Annotated in this window: 14 protein-coding genes; 2 read left to right on the top strand and 12 right to left on the bottom strand. The window is 64.8% G+C overall.

Annotation, left to right across the window (positions count from 1 at the left end; genetic code table 11):
* From VF497_RS09480 to VF497_RS09460, 5 genes are all read right to left on the bottom strand, one after another.
* Positions 1–505 (bottom strand): SH3 domain-containing protein (locus VF497_RS09480; RefSeq protein WP_330888023.1); only part of this gene is annotated, 505 nt, incomplete at its 3' end.
* Between the two features lie 86 nt (positions 506–591).
* The gene (locus tag VF497_RS09475) at positions 592–1,296 is read right to left on the bottom strand and encodes a UDP-2,3-diacylglucosamine diphosphatase (RefSeq protein WP_330888021.1); all 705 of its coding nucleotides are present in this window, start codon (positions 1,294–1,296) and stop codon (positions 592–594) included.
* Between the two features lie 28 nt (positions 1,297–1,324).
* On the bottom strand, positions 1,325–1,954 hold the full coding sequence (locus VF497_RS09470; protein WP_330888019.1) for a peptidylprolyl isomerase: 630 nt from the start codon (positions 1,952–1,954) through the stop codon (positions 1,325–1,327).
* Between the two features lie 65 nt (positions 1,955–2,019).
* Entirely contained in the window at positions 2,020–3,552 is a 1,533-nt protein-coding gene (ppx, locus tag VF497_RS09465; protein ID WP_330888017.1) for an exopolyphosphatase, read from the bottom strand.
* A gap of 148 nt (positions 3,553–3,700) precedes the next feature.
* On the bottom strand, positions 3,701–4,399 hold the full coding sequence (locus VF497_RS09460; protein WP_330888014.1) for a response regulator transcription factor: 699 nt from the start codon (positions 4,397–4,399) through the stop codon (positions 3,701–3,703).
* A gap of 1,146 nt (positions 4,400–5,545) precedes the next feature.
* Here VF497_RS09460 and VF497_RS09455 point away from each other — a divergent pair.
* Both VF497_RS09455 and VF497_RS09450 read left to right on the top strand, forming a co-directional pair.
* A complete protein-coding gene (locus VF497_RS09455; protein ID WP_330888012.1) occupies positions 5,546–11,503 on the top strand; it encodes a DUF7507 domain-containing protein in 5,958 nt (1,985 codons plus the stop codon).
* Positions 11,504–11,645: 142 nt separating this feature from the next.
* Positions 11,646–12,944 (top strand): multidrug effflux MFS transporter, encoded by a 1,299-nt coding sequence (locus VF497_RS09450; protein ID WP_330888010.1) that lies wholly within the window; start codon positions 11,646–11,648, stop codon positions 12,942–12,944.
* 10 nt (positions 12,945–12,954) lie between these two features.
* Here the strand turns inward: VF497_RS09450 and VF497_RS09445 are convergent, their stop codons facing one another.
* The 7 genes from VF497_RS09445 to minD all read right to left on the bottom strand — a co-directional run.
* On the bottom strand, positions 12,955–13,581 hold the full coding sequence (locus VF497_RS09445) for a YbhB/YbcL family Raf kinase inhibitor-like protein (protein WP_330888008.1): 627 nt from the start codon (positions 13,579–13,581) through the stop codon (positions 12,955–12,957).
* Positions 13,582–13,638: 57 nt separating this feature from the next.
* The gene (locus VF497_RS09440) at positions 13,639–14,598 is read right to left on the bottom strand and encodes a HAMP domain-containing sensor histidine kinase (RefSeq protein ID WP_330888005.1); all 960 of its coding nucleotides are present in this window, start codon (positions 14,596–14,598) and stop codon (positions 13,639–13,641) included.
* A gap of 2 nt (positions 14,599–14,600) precedes the next feature.
* Positions 14,601–15,290, bottom strand: a complete 690-nt coding sequence (locus VF497_RS09435) for a response regulator transcription factor (protein ID WP_330888003.1) — start codon at positions 15,288–15,290, stop codon at positions 14,601–14,603.
* Between the two features lie 48 nt (positions 15,291–15,338).
* Positions 15,339–15,824 (bottom strand): Spy/CpxP family protein refolding chaperone, encoded by a 486-nt coding sequence (locus VF497_RS09430; protein ID WP_330888001.1) that lies wholly within the window; start codon positions 15,822–15,824, stop codon positions 15,339–15,341.
* 97 nt (positions 15,825–15,921) lie between these two features.
* Positions 15,922–16,395, bottom strand: coding sequence for a hypothetical protein (locus tag VF497_RS09425; protein ID WP_330887999.1), 474 nt, complete (start codon positions 16,393–16,395; stop codon positions 15,922–15,924).
* Positions 16,396–16,420: 25 nt separating this feature from the next.
* Complete coding sequence (gene minE, locus VF497_RS09420; RefSeq protein ID WP_330887997.1) at positions 16,421–16,699, bottom strand: cell division topological specificity factor MinE; 279 nt, start codon at positions 16,697–16,699, stop codon at positions 16,421–16,423.
* Between the two features lie 2 nt (positions 16,700–16,701).
* Positions 16,702–17,296 (bottom strand): septum site-determining protein MinD (minD, locus tag VF497_RS09415; RefSeq protein WP_330887995.1); only part of this gene is annotated, 595 nt, incomplete at its 5' end.

Genomic DNA, 17,296 nt, shown 5'->3' with positions numbered 1-17,296 from the left:
CTGCGCCGATCGGCGGTCGCGGCCTTGGCGGCGGGCGGTTGATCGGCGGCCGTTGGGGCGGCCGCGTCCATGGCGGGCGCGACGGCAACGGGCGATAGATCGGTGGCGGCCGGCTGGCCCAGTAGCCGCGCTGGCGATACCAGGGACGCGTGCGGTAGTAGCTGTCCCAGTACGTGCCGAGCACGAACGTGACGACCGGAATGCCGAGTTGCGGGCCGTTGTCGTTGATGTGGACCGGTTCGCCGCCATCGCGCGCGAATTGCAGGTACTGGGCGTAGATCCAGCCGCGCTCTGAACCGACCTGCACGTCGCACCACGAATAGCCGTCGACGCAGCCCTGCACCTGCAGCCCGCTCCATTTCGGCACCACGGTGATGGCTGGATAATCCGTGCCCGGTCCGGCGCGCAGATTGACGTCGGCGCTGACGTAGCCGTCGGCGGCGAAGGTCGTCGAGGAGAAGCAGAGCAGCCAAGCAGACAAGAACAGGCTGGTTACGAATCGCATGCGCATCTCCCGCAGGTTTCGAGCCGCCATGGTAGCGGTTTTTTCGCCGCTTATCGTGCGCGGGCTCGCCGAAACGCGGTCGACTTTCAGCGTGGCGGCGCCTGGTCGATGCGCACTACACTGTCCTGCTCGTACCAATCGCCGAGTACGACACGCTCGGCCAGGCGACCGTCCAGGTCGAAGTGGTGCGTGGCCGGTCGGTGCGTGTGGCCGTGGATCAACTTGTGCACGCCGTGCGCGCGCATCGCCGCGGCGACGGCTTCCTGGTTGACGTCCATGATCTCGGGTTTCGCTGCCGACGTGTGCTTGCGGCTCTCACCGCGCGCCTGAGCGGCGAAGGCGCGGCGCTCGGCCAGCGGCTTGGCGAGAAACTGCGCCTGCCAGCGCGGGTCGCGCACGAGCGCGCGGAACTTCAGGTATTCGACATCGTCGGTGCACAGCGTATCGCCGTGCATCAGCAAGACGCGTTCGCCGCCGAGTTCGATCACGCTCGGATCGGCGAGCACGGTCATCCCTGCGCGTGCGGCGTAGTCCGCACCGAGCAGGAAGTCGCGATTGCCGTGCATGAACCAGACCGGCACGCCGGAATCGCGCAGCGCACGCGTGGCCTCGGCGACGCGCGCGGCGAGCGCGGCATCGTCGTCGTCGCCGATCCAGCTCTCGAACAGGTCACCGAGGATGTACAGCGCATTGGCGCGACGCGCTTCGCCGGCGAGCAGCTCGGTATACAAATCCACAATGTGCGGACGCTGCGGATCGAGGTGCAAGTCCGAGATGAAGAGTGTGGTCATCGCGATCGCCGCCGCCCGAGGCGCCGCTTCATCGCACGAGTTCGGCTTTTTCGATCACGACCTGGGTGGTCGGTACGTCGGACATGAGCGGGCCTGCGGCGCCGGTGGGAATGGCCGCGATCTTGTCGACGATGTTCTGACCCTTGACCACCTTGCCGAACACCGCATAGCCCCAGGTCATGCCATTGGTATCCGCGGTGAAATCCAGGCGCTTGTTGTCGACGAGATTGATGAAATATCCGGAACTGCCGGACAGGGGATCGTCCTTGTTGCGCGCGACGGCGATGGTGTATTTGAGGTTCGACATACCGTTGTTCGCTTCGTTCGCTATGCGCTGGCGCGTACGCTTCTGCTGCATGTCGCGGGTGAAACGTCCACCCTGGACGAGAAATCCGGGGATCACCCGATCGACGATCGTGCCGTCGTAGAAACCGTCCTTCACGTAAGCGAGAAAATTGTCGACGCTCTTCGGCGCCTTGTCCGGATAAAGTTCAAGCGTGATGTCGCCCTGTGTCGTGTGCAGCACCACTTGCGGCGACGCTGTCGGCGCGGGCTTGGCGTTGGCGGGAGCGGCCGGTTTCGCTGGCGGTTTGGCCGTCGTTTGCGCCGACGCGAACGGTGCGATGGCGAGCAGGAAAAGCGCGATCAGCGTGCGCATGAGGGGAACCTTCGGGAACGTCTTGCGATGGACGGCATGATACCGGAACCGTACGTCGTCGACGTTCAGGCCGCAAGCTTCTCGCCAGCCTTCACCTGCAGCTTGATGTCGAGGTGCTTTAGATAGTCGCGTTCCTGGTCGAGATCGGTGCGCGTCAGCGGGTGTGCGTCGAGCCAGGCTTCGGGCAGGCGCAACTGCAGGGTCTTGTCGTCGAGCTTGAGGGTGAGCTGGGGCAGCGGCTCGGGCTTGCGCGCGCGCTGCAGCAGCACGGCGAGGCGCAGCAACGCGGTGACGCGCGCGGTCGAGCGGCGCAGGCGTTCGGGGGCGATGTCGATGATGCTCTGGTCGGGCTTGCGCCGGTGGCAGCGCAGGATGATCGCGAGCACGATCTGCTCGTGGCGCGCGAAGCCGGCGAGGTCGGAGTTCTCGACGATGTACGCGCCGTGCACGTGGTGCTGGCTGTGCGCGATCGCGAGGCCAATCTCGTGGATGTGCGCGGCCCAGGCCAGCCAGTCGCGTTCGTCGCGGCCGAGCTGCCAGTCCTGTGCGATCGAATCGAACAGCGCGTGCGCGGTCGCTTCGACGCGCGCGGCGTGGGCGCGATCGACACCGTAGCGCTGGGCCAGCGCGGCGATGCTCGCCGTGCGCGGATCGCGATGCTCGGCGCGGCCGACCATGTCGTAGAGCAGGCCTTCGCGCATCGCGGTTTCGCAGACGCGCATCTGGCGGATGTCGAGCGCATCGAACGCGGCCTCGAGAATGGCCACGCCGCCGGCGAACACGCCGACGCGATCCTCGGCGAGGCCGGGTAGGCGAATCTTGTCGATGCTGCCGGCATCGAGCAGAGCGTCGCGGATCTTCTCCAGCGCGGTGCGAGAGATGCCGGTATCGCTCCAGCCGCAGGCCTGGGCGACGTTGCCGATCGCCTTCGCGGTGCCGCTCGATCCTATTGTCTCGCTCCAGCCGTGTGCGCGGTAGTCGGCGGCGAACTGCTGCAGCTCGACCGCGATTTCGTCCTGCGCGCGCTGCCAGCGTTTCGCGCTGAGTTTGCCGTCGTCGAAGAAGCGCATCGTGCTCGCGACACAGCCCATCTGCAGGCTCTCTTTTTCCAGCGCTTCGAAGCGCTGGCCGATGATGAACTCGGTGCTGCCGCCGCCGATGTCGATGACGAGGCGACGCTCGGACGACTCGGGGATGCCATGGGCGACGCCGAGATAGATCAGGCGCGCTTCCTCGCGGCCGGAGACGACTTCGATCGCATGGCCGAGCGCTTCTTCGGCGGGAACCAGAAAAGTGCCCGGTACCGCGAGACGACGAACCGTGTTCGTCGCCACCGCGCGCACGCGTTCGGCTGGCAGGCCGGACAGGCGCTGGCCGAAGCGCGCCAGGCAGGCGAGGGCGCGATCGCGGCGCGCATCGTCGAGACTGCCGTCGGCGCGCAGGCCGGCGGCCATGCGCACACTGTCGCGCAGGCGGTCGATCACGCGCAGTTCGCCGTGCTCGTAGCGCGCGACGACGAGATGGAAGCTGTTCGAGCCCATGTCGACTGCAGCGAGCAGCTCGCCGTTGCTGATCTTCTGGTTGCGAGTGTTGCTCACGCCGTGGACTTCCCGATGTTTTCGACACAGACGATCGCAAATCCTAACCATGCAACGCAAGCGAAATATGACAATCCTCATTTTTCGCCGAAGCGATGCGGGCGCAGGGCGAAGCAGACAAGGGTATGGAAGCCGTGCCGAGCGGCCCTCAGAAATGAACGGAATCTCCGGCGGAAGTCAGCATCGTGTAGCCGATGCCGCGCACGGTGCGCAACGGCAGAGAAAGATGGAGCGTATTGCTGACTTTGCGGCGCAGGCGATGGACCAGCATTTCCAGGCGATGGGGATCGAAGTCGTAGGCGCTGTCGGTAAGCACGATAATCAGCTCATCGCGTGTGACCACCTCGCCGGCCGCGACCAGTAGTCGCTGCATGACCAATCGTTCGGACAGACTAAGCGTGATGTTGCGTCCGTCCGGCGCATACAGTTTCCAGTCGGTCGGGTCGACCCGCCATTTTTTTGCCACAGTCCGCGCGGGACTGCCTGACAGCTTGCGCTTGTGCAGGTCGAAAAGGACGGCTCCGAGCATGTCGATATCAATCGGCTTGGTCAGCCAGGCGTCCGCTTGCACTTTCATCTTGTCCGCTTCGCTGAGACGCGGCTTGCCCACGGCAATGATGGCGAGTCTGGAATGGATACGCAGATAGTGCGCGACCTCAAATCCATTCTCGTCGGGAAGGGCAATATCGAGAACGATCGCGTCGAACGATTTGGCAAGCATCCTCCGGTACAACTCGTTTGCCGTGCCGAATCCTTCGGCATCAAATCCAAGCGAAGTCAGTCCGGGGGTAAGTGTTTCAGTGAGCGGGGAGGAGTCATTTTCCAATACGGCAACTTTAAAAGACACGACAATCGATCACATTGGAACAAATCACGGCAACCTTGGATTGTGCAGTTCCTAAGTTTTTTTTCGGAGTGATAGCGATCACATTTGCATCAATTGTTATATGCCGGAAGCGACGGCGTTCGCCGACGATCGTTTTACGCGATGCGAGTCGCGCGCGCACAAATCATCTTTGGCACACATCGAATTCCTTTGTGCACCAAGGAAATTTGATCGATATGTTCATTTCTACATGTCGCTCGACGACGCCAGGATCGACGCGAAATTTTCCATGTACGGCATCGTAGTTTCGAACAACATGAACTTTTCTTCATGTGGAGAATTTCGGCATTCAGTGCCGTCGATTTCGCGATGTGAGACTTGGTGAAAGTCGGTGAGAGTCGGTGAATGAATCTCCTTGACCGATTCGTTACCTTCCAATCAACGCGCCAACGCATTCGCATAATTCTTCGCACAGGTAAGGGGCAGGCGATCTTCGTTGCAGGCAGTGTCTTGCGACCGATCTCTGATCTTGCGCGATGAGCGCCGATCGCGATCAGGCGGTTTCTGATCTTGTTTCGCGACAAAACTCAGGCCCCGGGGTGAGGCATGCAGCTAGGTATGGCGAGTGAGTTTGCGTGGCCGCCGCAGTCGATCAACGGCGAAGCGGAAGGCAGAGCGGACAAATCGGTGACTTTGTCATGCCGCGCGGGCGCGAAATCAACTTCTTCGCATTCCACTCCAAGCGAACCTGCCGCTCAAGCCGCGCTTGTAGACCGGGCGATCGCCTGCGGATTTCGCCCGGCGGATGCACGCGTCCGCTCGAACCGATCGACGTTTTATGAAGCACAAAGGTGTTCTCGGCGAATCAGCGTCGCCGCGACCGGTGCGCTGTGTGCCGAGAGCGATGTAGGTGCTTACGCACGTTCTCGTCTCGCGATTTCACATATCAAGCAACAACAGCAACAGGGAGCAATGTCGATGTCTGTGTCCGGAGTCCCTCACACAAACTACTGGTATGCTCTTTTTTCGAAGCCTGCGGGCGAACGGAGTCGATCAGCTAACCGGTTTCTGCGCCTGACCGCTGCAGTCGTATTCCTGGCGGCATTCGCCATTGCGCCGACGGCGTCGGCGGCGACATCCGCAACTCATGAGATCACCACGACCTGGGTGGGATCGCCGACTACGGCTTCGTATGGCAGCACGGTAACCGCCGAATGGCATATCAACACGAATGACGCGAACAATCCGCAGGCGAACGATCCCGTAAATAACGTACGTGTCACGTTGATCGCCACCAACGGCGTGTTTGCGACCATTCCCTCCGTGTGCAAGACGAAGGGCGTGACTCCGCTATCGGCGATCAGCGCCAACGGCACCCAGCTGGTGTGCAATCTCGGCACGATCAACGAAGGCACGGCGACTGTCATCCAGGCGCCGGTCAAAGCCAACGGCACAGTGGGATCGACGCTGTCCGTGTCGGGTAGCGCCACCTCGGATTCCGCCGCCGCCCCGACGGCGTCAGTGACCGCGCCGGGCCTCCCGATCACCGGCAGCCACGGTATGGATCTGGCGCTCAGCGCTCCTAACCAGAACTACCAGCAGACCACCGTGGCCAGTCGCAGCGGCGGCAACCGTCCGTCGGTGGTGGTTGACTACGGTGTGTCCATGACGGCCGGCAGTGTTCCGGGTCCGTCGACGTATACGTTTACCGTCGACATCGCGGTGTCTGTCGCCGGCCAGTTGCCGGGCCTCCAGTGGGAAGGCTGCGCGGCGGTCGACGATTCCGCGCAGGCCGCGGGGATTCCGTATTCTGCTTCCAGCTTCACGAACCGGACCAACGCGCCGACATGCTCGATCAGCGGCAGTGGCACGCATTACACGGTCACGTTGAGCGGCCTGGACTACTCTCTCCAGCACGTACCCACCGTCGACAGCCTCGGCACGGCGATTCCGTCCACGACGAACTTCGTCGCCGCCGGGCAACTCCTGTTCAGCTACACCACTCCGATTGCGCAGAGCACCGGAGTGACCTTCGGGGCGACGCCGAGCCAGTTCACTTTCATCGACAGCGTCACCCAGCCGGAGACCAACACCTCCAATGACGTCTCGGGCACCACCCTCGTTCTTCCAGGTGTGTTCTCGAACGGTTGGCAAGGCGGTCCCACCATTGGCCGCTCGACGTGGGATGCCAATCTGTGGGCCGCGCCCGGCACGGCCGCGAATCTGACCCTGCCATGGCCGTCGGCGGGGACGTCGACCAACCCCGGCCCTTACACGGTCTACGACGAGCCGCTGGTCAGCCAGGCCGACAGCGTGACCTGGTCCACCTACAGCGGCGCGGGCGGCGCCGACATGGCCGGCTCCTGCAGCATGTTCCAGAACCCTGCCGCGTTCACTCCGAGGTGGGCGGACTTTCTCGCCGCCGACGGCGCGTCCTATACGAACATGACGACCGCGCATCTCTGGTACCGCACGGATGCGATCGATACGAAGACCGAGACCTGCGGCGAGCAGGTCGGTGTTGCGGGAAGCCCATGGATCGCCGCCCCACTTCCTGCGGGTTGCGCCGCCCAAACCGCGGCGATCTCGCCGGCCTACTCGGATGACCAGTGCATCGTGAGCCTGCCCGCGGGCGTTACTGCCGTGAAGATGACCTGGAACCCGGCGGTGGACAAGCAGTTCCATCACTTCCTGCGCGTGTGGGGATACGTCTCCGCGACGGCGCCCGTCGGAGCAGAGTCGTGGACGGTCGGGGCGTTCAACGCGCCCTACAACGTGGCGACGGTCTTCCCCGGCTACCCGACCCTCAACAACTACATCAACATCAGCACCAACCCCAACGTTTACGCGACCATCCCCGGTAGCACCTACGGGCCGAACACCAACGGCATCCGCGACGCGATGCGCATCCAGGGCCCGAACGGAGTCATCACCAAGACGACGCCGAGCCAGACGGCTCAGCCGGGCGTACCGGTGACCTTCAATCTCACCGCAGAATCGGATGTCACCGGCACGAACCCGCCGAGCCAGACCTTCACTGTCACTGACACTCTGCCGACCGGCATGACCTATGTCGCCGGGTCGGGAACGCCGACGCCGACTCTCTCAACCAACGGCTCGGGGCAGCAGGTTCTCACTTACACGTTCACGAACGTACCGGCGAATACGCCGCAGCCGATCACGTATCAGGCGCAGATCGCCGCGAACGGCTCGGTCGCACCCGGCACGGTTCTCACCAACACGGCGGAGGTCGATGTACCGGGAGACAACCGCCCCGCCTCCGCCAAGCAAGCAACCGCCAGCGTCACCGCACCGAACAACGGCGCGACCACATTCGACAAATCGGTGGAGTCGAGTCTGCTGTCTTTCTACGGCGATTCGTCGGCATGGGATCTGAAGATCAATTCGCAGGACCCGACATCGAATCCATATACCGACACGATCGATATCCTGCCGTACACCAGCGACGGGCGTGGCACGAACATCAGCGGGACGTACTCGATCAGCACCGTGACCGCGACCGGAGCTACGGTGTATTACACCACTGCCAATCCGTCCACGTTGAGCAACGATCCGCGCAGCGCGTCCAACGGCGGCACGCCGGGCAGCATCGCCGGAAACACGGTCGGTTGGACGTCGACCAAACCGGCCGCGCCGACCGCGATCCGCGTGATCGGGCCTGCTCTTGCGCCCGGTGCATCGCAAACCATCCGCATCGCGTTTACCACGCCGGCGGGAACGAGCTGCACCGCGCCGGCGGCGACTGACAACAAGCCCGGACAACTGCTGGTCAACTCGGCCAACTCCATTGCCGGGCACACCGCACTGCCGATGCTGTCGTCGGCAACGACCACGATCGGCAACTGCTACGCGCTCGACATCAAGAAATACGTGCTGGTCAAAGGTGGCAATCCGGCGAATCCTGCGGACTATCACGACGCGAATGCCCCGTCCGACTATCAGCGGTATTACGTCGGCGACACGATTCCCTACAAGATCGTGATCACCAATTTGGGCACCGGCGCGTTGTCTGGTATTTCCGTCACCGATGCGCTTGCACCCTCGTGCAATTTCACGGTTGCCTCGCTCGCGCCAAGCGTGTCGCAGACGCAAACGTGTACAACCACCGCGTCGGCCGCGGGAACGCTGATCAATACCGCGGTCGCGTCGGTGACGCCGCCGACCGGACCGGCGCTGAGTCCGAGTGATGTTGCTGGAGTGACGGTGACGGTGCCGATACCGCAGGTGGGCATCCAGAAGAGCACGCCGGCGACAACACTGACGCCGAACGGTCAAATCGTCTACACGATAGTGGCAAGCAACACGGGACCGATCAGCGCAGCGGGCACGACGGTGACCGACCCGGCACCGACAGGCATCGCGAGTCAGACGTGGACCTGCGCGGCCAGCGGCGGTGCGGTCTGTCCGAACGCCTCCGGCAGCGGCGACTTGAGCGAAACCTTGGCCACATTCCCCCCGGGCAGCACGGTGACCTATACGGTGACAGCGACCGTCATCGCGACTCCGCCGGCCACGGTGACGAACACGGCGACGGCAACTCCGCCCAGCGGTGGTCTGTGTGCGCCAAGCAACACGCCGCCGCCGTGCAAGAGCACGGTCACGGTACCGCCGGTGCCGCAGGTGGGCATCCAGAAGAGCACGCCGGCGACGACGCTGACGCCGAACGGACAGATCGTCTACACGATTGTGGCGAGCAACACGGGTAGCGTGAGCGCGGCCGGTACGACCGTGACCGATCCGGCGCCAACCGGTATTGCGAGCCAGACGTGGACCTGTAGCGCGGCCGGCGGAGCCGTCTGTCCGAACGCGAGCGGCACGGGTGATCTAAACGAAACGCTGGCGACGTTCCCCGCGGGAAGCACAGTGACGTACACGGTCACGGCGACGGTCATCGCGACCCCGCCGGCGATGGTGACGAATACCGCCACGGCAACGCCACCCAGTGGCGGTGTTTGCACGTCGAACAACACGCCGCCGCCGTGCAAGAGCACGGTGACGGTACCGCCGGTGCCGCAGGTGGGCATCCAGAAGAGCACGCCGGCGACGACGCTGACGCCGAACGGACAGATCGTCTACACCATCGTGGCGAGCAACACGGGTAGCGTTAGCGCCGTGGGTACCGTAGTGTCTGATCCAGCACCGACAGGTATCGCCAGTCAGACTTGGACTTGTGCAGCCAGTGGCGGTGCGGTGTGTCCGAACGCTAGTGGCACGGGAGATTTGAACGAAACCCTGACCACGTTCCCCGCCGGCAGCACGGTGACCTACACCGTGACCGCGACGGTCATCGCGACGCCGCCGGCGACGGTGACGAATACCGCCACGGCAACGCCGCCGAGCGGAGGCGTGTGTACGCCGAACAACACGCCTCCGCCGTGCAAGAGCACGGTGACGGTACCGCCGGTGCCGCAGGTGAGCGTGCAGAAGAGCACGCCGGCAACGACGCTGACGCCGAACGGCCAGATCGTCTACACCATTGTGGCGAGCAACACGGGTAGCGTGAGTGCGGCCGGCACGACCGTGACCGATCCGGCGCCGACGGGTATCGCCAGTCAGACCTGGACCTGCAGCGCAGCGGGCGGAGCGGTCTGTCCGAACGCGAGCGGTACGGGTGATTTAAACGAAACTCTGGCCACCTTCCCCGCGAGCAGCACAGTGAGGTACACAGTGACGGCGACGGTCATTGCGACGCCGCCGGCGACCGTGACCAACACGGCGACGGTGACGCCGCCCAGCGGTGGTCTGTGCACGCCGAACAACACCCCACCGCCGTGTAAGAGCACGGTGACGGTACCGCCGGTACCGCAAGTCAGCGTGACGAAGACGACGAATGCGACGACGCTGACGCCGAACGGCCAGATCGTTTACACGATCATGGCGAGCAACACGGGATCGGTGAGCGCGGCCGGTACGACGGTGACCGATCCGGCGCCGACAGGTATCGCCAGCCAAACGTGGATCTGCAGTGTGGCGGGCGGTGCCGTGTGTCCGAATGCCTCGGGCAGCGGTGATTTGAATGAAACGTTGGCGACGTTCCCGGCTGGCAGCACAGTGACGTACACGGTGACGGCAACGATCATCGCCACGCCGCCGTCGACGGTAACGAATACCGCGACGGTGACGCCGCCAAGTGGTGGCCTATGCACCCCGAACAACACGCCGCCGCCATGTAAGAGCACGGTGACGGTACCGCCGGTACCGCAAGTGAGCGTGCGGAAGAGCACTCCGGCGACGACGCTGACGCCGAACGGTCAGATCGTCTACACGATCGTGGCCAGCAACACAGGCAGCGTAAGTGCAGCAGGCTCGGTGGTGTCCGACCCGGCACCGACCGGCATCGCGAGCCAGACGTGGACTTGCGGCGCCGCCGGCGGTGCAGCCTGTCCGAACGCGTCGGGCAGCGGAAATTTGAACGAGACCCTGGCGACATTCCCAGCGGGCAGCATGGTGACGTACACGGTGACGGCGACGGTCATCGCCACGCCGCCGGCGACAGTGACGAATACGGCGACAGTGACACCGCCGAGCGGAGGTCTGTGCACACCGAACAACACCCCACCGCCGTGCAGGAGCACGGTGACGGTGCCACCGGTGCCGCAGGTGAGCGTGATGAAGACGACGAACACGACAACGGTGACGCCGAACGGTCAGATCGTCTATACGATCGTGGCGAGCAATGTCGGATCGGTAAACGCGCCAGGCACGATTGTCACCGATCCGATTCCGGCCGGGATTGCGGGCCAGGCGTGGACGTGTTCGGCCAGCGCCGGCGCCGTGTGTCCGAACGCTTCGGGCAGCGGTACGTTGAACGAAACGCTCGCGGCATTCCCGGCCGGCGGCACAGTGACTTATACGGTGATGGCGACGGTGAGTTCGAGCCCGCAAGCGCAAATCGCGAACACGGCAGCGATAGCTCCGCCGCCCGGAGGCTTGTGCATGCCGGGCAATACGCCGCCGCCGTGCACGAGCACGGTGACAGTGACGGTAACAGTGTCGCTGCCGCCGCCCGTGGCGGCACCGACGAATGCGCCGTGGATGCTGTTGATGCTGGCGACGCTACTCATCCTCGAGGTTGGCCGCAGGCATCGACAAGGGAACTGGTAGTCGCGGAAGATGATGAAGCGCCGAATATGCCGTGGCGGAATTCGGCGCGATCGCTGCGGATAGCCAAGGCGATAACCCGCGTTGGCGCGTATGATGCGCGTCTTCTCGTATTTTCCTGTCGACGCGCATACCACATTCCCTGATGGCTTCCTCTTCTCCGGTGCCGCATCGTGCCTTGCTTGCGGGCCTGCTTGCCGCGCTGGCGATGCTCGGGCCGTTCTGCATCGATGCGATCTTTCCCGCGTTCCCGGAGATCGAGCGGCGTTTCGGCGCCGGCCCGGTCACGATGCAGCAGACGATCAGCGTTTATCTGTTCGCCTACGCAGCGCTGTCGTTGTTCGTCGGCGCGATGTCGGACGCGTGGGGCCGACGCATGATAATTCTCGGCGGTCTCGTCGTGTTCCTGGTCGGCACGATCGGCTGCGCACTTGCGCCGTCGATGCGCGCGCTGCTCGTGTTTCGCTCGTTGCAGGGCGCGAGCGCGGGCATCGGTATGATCGTCGGCCGCGCAATTGTGCGCGACTGCTTCGCCGGACCCGCCGCGCAGAAGCTCATGGCCCAGATCAGCCTTATCTTTGGCCTCGCGCCCGCGCTGGCGCCAGTGATCGGCGCCTGGCTCGTCGCCTGGGATGGCAGTCCGCTCGCTTCGCCGCCGAATTGGCTCGTGGGTTGGCACGCGCTGTTCTGGGCGCTGGCGTTGTTCACCCTCGCGTTGATCGGCCTGTGCCTCGCGGTGTTGCCGGAAACGCATGCGCGTGAGCGCCGCGTCGCGTTCCTGCCGCGTACGCTGTTCACGAACTATCGCAACATCGTCAGCGACAGCCAGTTTGCCGCACTCGCGCTCGCGTTGACCTTCAATTCGGCAGGATTTTTCGTCTACATCGCCAATGCGCCGGCATTCGTGCTTCGCATCCTCGATCTTGACCAGAACCATTTCCCGTGGCTGTTCGTCCCCGCGATCAGCGGCCTGATGCTCGGGGCACTGCTGACCGGCCGGCTCGCCGGGCGCGTGCCGGTACGCATGCTCGTCGGCGCGGGCTACGGCGTCATGCTCGGCGCCTCGTTGCTCAACCTGGTCATCGCGTTCGCCGTGCAGCCCGCGCGCGTGCCGTGGACAGTGCTGCCAGTCGCGATCGGCGCGATCGGCGTCAATCTCGTTGCGCCCGCGCTCAACCTGCTCGTGCTCGACCGCTTCCCGCAATACCGCGGTGGCGCTTCGTCGGTGCAGGCATTCCTCATGCTCACCTTCAGCGCGCTGCTTGCCGGCGTGCTCGGTCCGCTAGTCGCGCATTCCGCGCTCAGCCTCGCGATCACATCGAGTGCGTTCTATCTGATCGGCTTGATCGGCTGGCGCTGGTATCGCCGCGTCGCCAAGCGCATTCCCGAAAAAATCGATGGTGATGCCGCGGTGATTGCGGCGGCGGGGACGAACGCGGATTGAAAGTTGCGTCCTATGCCAAGCGCGGATTGAGCGTGTAGCTGCCGCCGATGTTCGCCTGCGCGAGCACGTGCTCTTGCAGCGCTGCGCGCAGATTCGCGCCGGTCGGCTCGCCGGCGACATCCAGCTGCGCCACGTCGAGCGCGTAGACGGTGAACACGTAGCGGTGAACGAGCGCATCGTTCCAAGGCGGGCAGGGGCCGTCGTAGCCGTAGTAGGTGCCGCCCATGTCGGCATCGCCCGCGAACCAGCCGGTGTAATCGTTGCTGCCGTGCCGCCAGCCGTTTGGCGCAACGGGGCCAGCCTTGCCGCGCGCGCTGACGCCGTCGCTGTGGCTGCCCGCGGCAATTTCGTGCACGGAAGCAGGGATGTCCCACAGCAGCCAGTGGAAGAAGTCCACGCGCGGCAGCGAGGTCGGTACTTCGCGACCTTCCTGGTTGACGTCGTCGCCGCGGCTCGGCACGTCCGGGTCGTGGCAGGTGACGGCAAACGATTTCGTGCCCGCCGGCGTGTCGCTCCAGGCAAGTTGCGGATTGCGGTTCGCGCTCAGCGCGACGTGGGTCTTCGGATCGATCACGCAGAAGGCGAATTCGCCCGGGATGCGCGCGCCGTCGGCAAAACTGCGGCTGGTGAGTTTCATCTGAGCGTCTCGGTGCGGTCGTGCTTCGATTATGGCATTTCGACGTGGCGCCGACCGTTACGCCCGCAACGGCAAGGTGGCGACGAAACTGTTGCCATGCGGCTCCAGCGGTCGATAGGCCGCTTCGCCGCCGTGACGTTGTGCGATCTGTCGAACGAGGCTCAGGCCGAGTCCGGTGCCGATGCTGCGATCCGTCGCGGCGGGGCGATAGAACGGCTCGAACAGTCGCTGCGACTGCTCGACGGAAAGAGTCGGCCCGGCGTCGTTCACTGCGATTTCGATGCTTCCGGACAGCCGCGTCAGGCGTACCTCGATCGGCGCTGCGCCATAGCGTTGCGCGTTGTCGAGCAGGTTGCGCAGCAGACGCCGCAACAGGCGCGGGTCGCCGCGACGCACGGCCGCCACGCCGTCGAGGCGCACATCGCGGTAGCGCGCGCATTCTTCCGCGGCGAGGGCGAGCAGATCGACTTCTTCATCGGCATCGGGGCTGGCAACCGTATCGAGGCGGCTCGCGAGCAGGATCTCGTCGATGAGCTGGTCGAGTTCGGCGATGTCGCCATCGAGTCCGGCCCTGCGCTTCGGGTCGGCGGACTCGCCCATCAACTCGACCGCGAGGCGCACGCGCGCGAGCGGTGTGCGCAGTTCGTGCGAGGCGTTGGCGAGCAGGCGCTTGTGCGCGCCGACGAGTTCCTCGATGCGGCCCGCGGCGCGATTGAAGCTCTGCGCTAGGCGCGCGATTTCGTCCTTGCCCTCGACCGCTACGCGCGCGGACAGGTTGCCCGCGCCCAATGCATCGACTGCCTGTTCGAGACGTTCCAGACGCCGCAGAAGGCGACGCGTCAGCGGATAGGTGGCGATGCCGATGCACAGCGCAAGCGCGGGAAAAATGATGAAGCTGTGGACGACATGGACGACGCGACTGCCATCGTCGATGTGCATGAACACGATCCCGCCGAGCGCGAATGCAGCGAGGCTGCCGACGAGAGTGAAGAATAAGCGCGTATGCAAATGCGACATCGTCATTTCTGCGCCTTGGCGAACACATAGCCCGCGCCGCGCACGGTGATGATGCGGCGCGGATGCCTGGCATCGTCCTCGATCGCGGCGCGGATGCGCGAGACGTGCACGTCGATCGAGCGGTCGAACGCCTCGAGCGCTTCGCCCTTGACCAGATCCATCAGGGTCTCGCGCGAGAGTACGCGGCCGGCGTGCTCGGCAAGCGCGACAAGCAGGGCGAACTGGTAGGAAGTAATCGCACGTTCGACGCCATCGACGCGCAGCGTGCGCGCCGCACGGTCGATCTCGAGGCGGCCGAAGCACAACGGCGCCTCGCTCGCCGCGCCGTTGCCGCGCCGGCGCAGGATCGCGCGCAGGCGCGCGAGCAGTTCGCGCGGTGCGAACGGCTTCGGCAGGTAGTCGTCGGCGCCGAGTTCGAGGCCGACGATGCGGTCGGTCGCATCGCCGCGCGCGGTCAGCATGAGCACGGGCGCGTCGGACTTCGCGCGCACTTGCCGGCAGACGTCGAGGCCGTCCATGTCCGGCAGCATCAGGTCGAGCACGACAGCGTCGCAGGATTCGGCGGCGAGCCGTTCGAGTGCTTCCGCGCCGAGCGTCACATGCGCGACGCGGAAGCCGGCCCCGCCGAGATACTCGGACAGCATCTCGGCGAGGCGGGCGTCGTCTTCGACCAGCAGGATGCGTTCGGCCATAAGGGCGCCACTGTGGAGATTGCCCGACCGAATCGCAAGTCGCGCAGGTCAGCCCGCGTGCGCCGCGTGCTGCGCGGCATGGTTGGCCAGCGCTTTGCGCTGCGCCGGGGTCAGGGCTTCGGCCACGTCGAGCAGGAACTGCAGTGTGCGTTTGGACACTTGTTCGTGAATCTTCATGTGCGCCGCATACTCGGCTTCGACCGCGCCGCGATCGATGCTCGGCTGCGTGAGCAGACCGAAGATGCGCGCGTGGCCGTCTCCGCCCTGGTTCTGTATCTGGGTGAGGTCGGCTTGCGCCTGTTGCGTGATCGCGGCGAGCTGGGTCTTCTGCGCGTCGGTCGCGCCGGCTTCAGTGTAGACGTACTGCAGCATGCTGTTGACGTGGGCGACGATGCCCTGCGCACCGTCGGCGCCGGCTTGCATCGCGTGCGCCTCACCGGGCGAATGGGCGAGGGCGCCGGCGCCGAAGGCGACGCTGCCGATCAGCGCGAGCGCGAGCAGGGCTTTGCGGGGAACAGAGGTGAAAAGGGTCATGGCGGATCTCCGATGCGTGGTGGGACGATTCCCACGGCACAGTCTGCGGAGCGTGCGTCAGCGGAATTTGTCGCTTGTGTAAAGTAGTGTGAAGCGGTCAGGCGGCTTCGGATCGCTGTGCGATGTGAGGCAGGCCACGTGAGGCTAGCCACGCGCGCGCATCTTCGGCATCACGCTCGAACCAGGCGCGCGTGGAGCCAAGGCGGAACGTGTAGCCCCAGGCGTCCATGTCGTCGATGCAACGCGCGCTGCCGACGCCGGGCAATTCGTCGGCGAGCAGGATCTGCAGGTAGCAAGTCGCATCCTCCTCGGCCTGCGAATCGGACGCGTCGGTGTGGATAGCCGCACGACGCTCCGCGGGAGCGACGATTAGATGGCAGGCCTCGTGCAACAGCGAATGCACCGGCGTGTCGCCGCGCGCATAGACGGTGGTGCCGATCACGCCGGCTTCGGGTTCACCCCAGAAGCTGCCCGGAATCGGTGTGTCGGCGGCGATGCGTTCGAGCGCGAGGCCGTAGCGTGCGAGCAGCGCTGCAGCGTCATTCCAATCGATGTCGAACAGCGTCAACAAGCAAGGAGCGCCAAGACTTTGCGTCTCAGGCGTTGCCGGCCGCGGTCGCCTTCTCGGGCAGCGCGATCGACAATTCGAGCACGTCGTGGTCGCCATCCTTGTGCGTCTTCACGTCGACCGCGTTGGCGTCGACGTTGACGAACTTGCGGATCACTTCGAGTAGCTCGCGGCGCAGCATCGGCAGGTAGTCGGGCGCGCCGCGGCCGCTGCGGTCGCGTTCTTCCTGGATCAGGATGGTCAGGCGGTTCTTGGCCACCGAGGCGGTGTTCTGCGGGCCCTTGCGCAGGAAATCGAAGATGCCCATGCTCAGCCTCCGAACACGCGCGAGAAGAAGCCCTTCTTCGGTGCTTCGGTGAAGCGCAACGCGCGTTCGTCGCCGAGCAGGCGGGCGACGGCGTCGTCATAGGCCTGGCCGGCGTTGGAGGCCTCGTCGAGGATTACCGGCACGCCCGAGTTCGACGCGGCGAGCACGCCTTCGGATTCCGGAATCACGCCCACGACCTTGATGCCGAGGATTTCCTCGACGTCGCCAATGCTCATCATGTCGCCCGTGGCGACGCGCGCGGGGTTGTAGCGCGTCAGCAGCAGGTGCTCCTGCACCTTGCCGTTGCCGGCTTCGGCCCGCTTCGTCTTGGACGAAAGCAGGCCGAGGATGCGATCCGAGTCGCGCACCGAGGAAACTTCCGGGTTGACCACGACGATCGCGCGGTCGGCGAAGTACATGGCGAGGAAGGCGCCTTTCTCGATACCGGCCGGGGAATCGCAGACGACGTAGTCGAAACCGTCGGCAGCGAGTTCTTCGAGCACGCGCTGCACGCCATCCTGGGTCAGCGCGTCCTTGTCGCGCGTCTGCGAGGCGGCGAGCACGTACAGGGTTTCGTAGCGCTTGTCCTTGATCAGG

Source organism: Rudaea sp. (genome assembly GCF_036383415.1).
Taxonomy (GTDB): domain Bacteria; phylum Pseudomonadota; class Gammaproteobacteria; order Xanthomonadales; family Rhodanobacteraceae; genus Rudaea.
This window is presented reverse-complemented; position numbering and strand designations above follow the sequence as displayed.

What these genes read in the sequence shown, in the direction of transcription:
- VF497_RS09440 (WP_330888005.1), bottom strand. Translation starts at nt 14,598, where the DNA reads ATGTCGCATTTGCATACGCGCTTATTCTTCACTCTCGTCGGCAGCCTC.
- VF497_RS09470 (WP_330888019.1), bottom strand. Translation starts at nt 1,954, where the DNA reads ATGCGCACGCTGATCGCGCTTTTCCTGCTCGCCATCGCACCGTTCGCG.
- VF497_RS09475 (WP_330888021.1), bottom strand. Translation starts at nt 1,296, where the DNA reads ATGACCACACTCTTCATCTCGGACTTGCACCTCGATCCGCAGCGTCCG.
- VF497_RS09445 (WP_330888008.1), bottom strand. Translation starts at nt 13,581, where the DNA reads ATGAAACTCACCAGCCGCAGTTTTGCCGACGGCGCGCGCATCCCGGGC.
- VF497_RS09450 (WP_330888010.1), top strand. Translation starts at nt 11,646, where the DNA reads ATGGCTTCCTCTTCTCCGGTGCCGCATCGTGCCTTGCTTGCGGGCCTG.
- VF497_RS09430 (WP_330888001.1), bottom strand. Translation starts at nt 15,824, where the DNA reads ATGACCCTTTTCACCTCTGTTCCCCGCAAAGCCCTGCTCGCGCTCGCG.
- minE (WP_330887997.1), bottom strand. Translation starts at nt 16,699, where the DNA reads ATGGGCATCTTCGATTTCCTGCGCAAGGGCCCGCAGAACACCGCCTCG.
- VF497_RS09435 (WP_330888003.1), bottom strand. Translation starts at nt 15,290, where the DNA reads ATGGCCGAACGCATCCTGCTGGTCGAAGACGACGCCCGCCTCGCCGAG.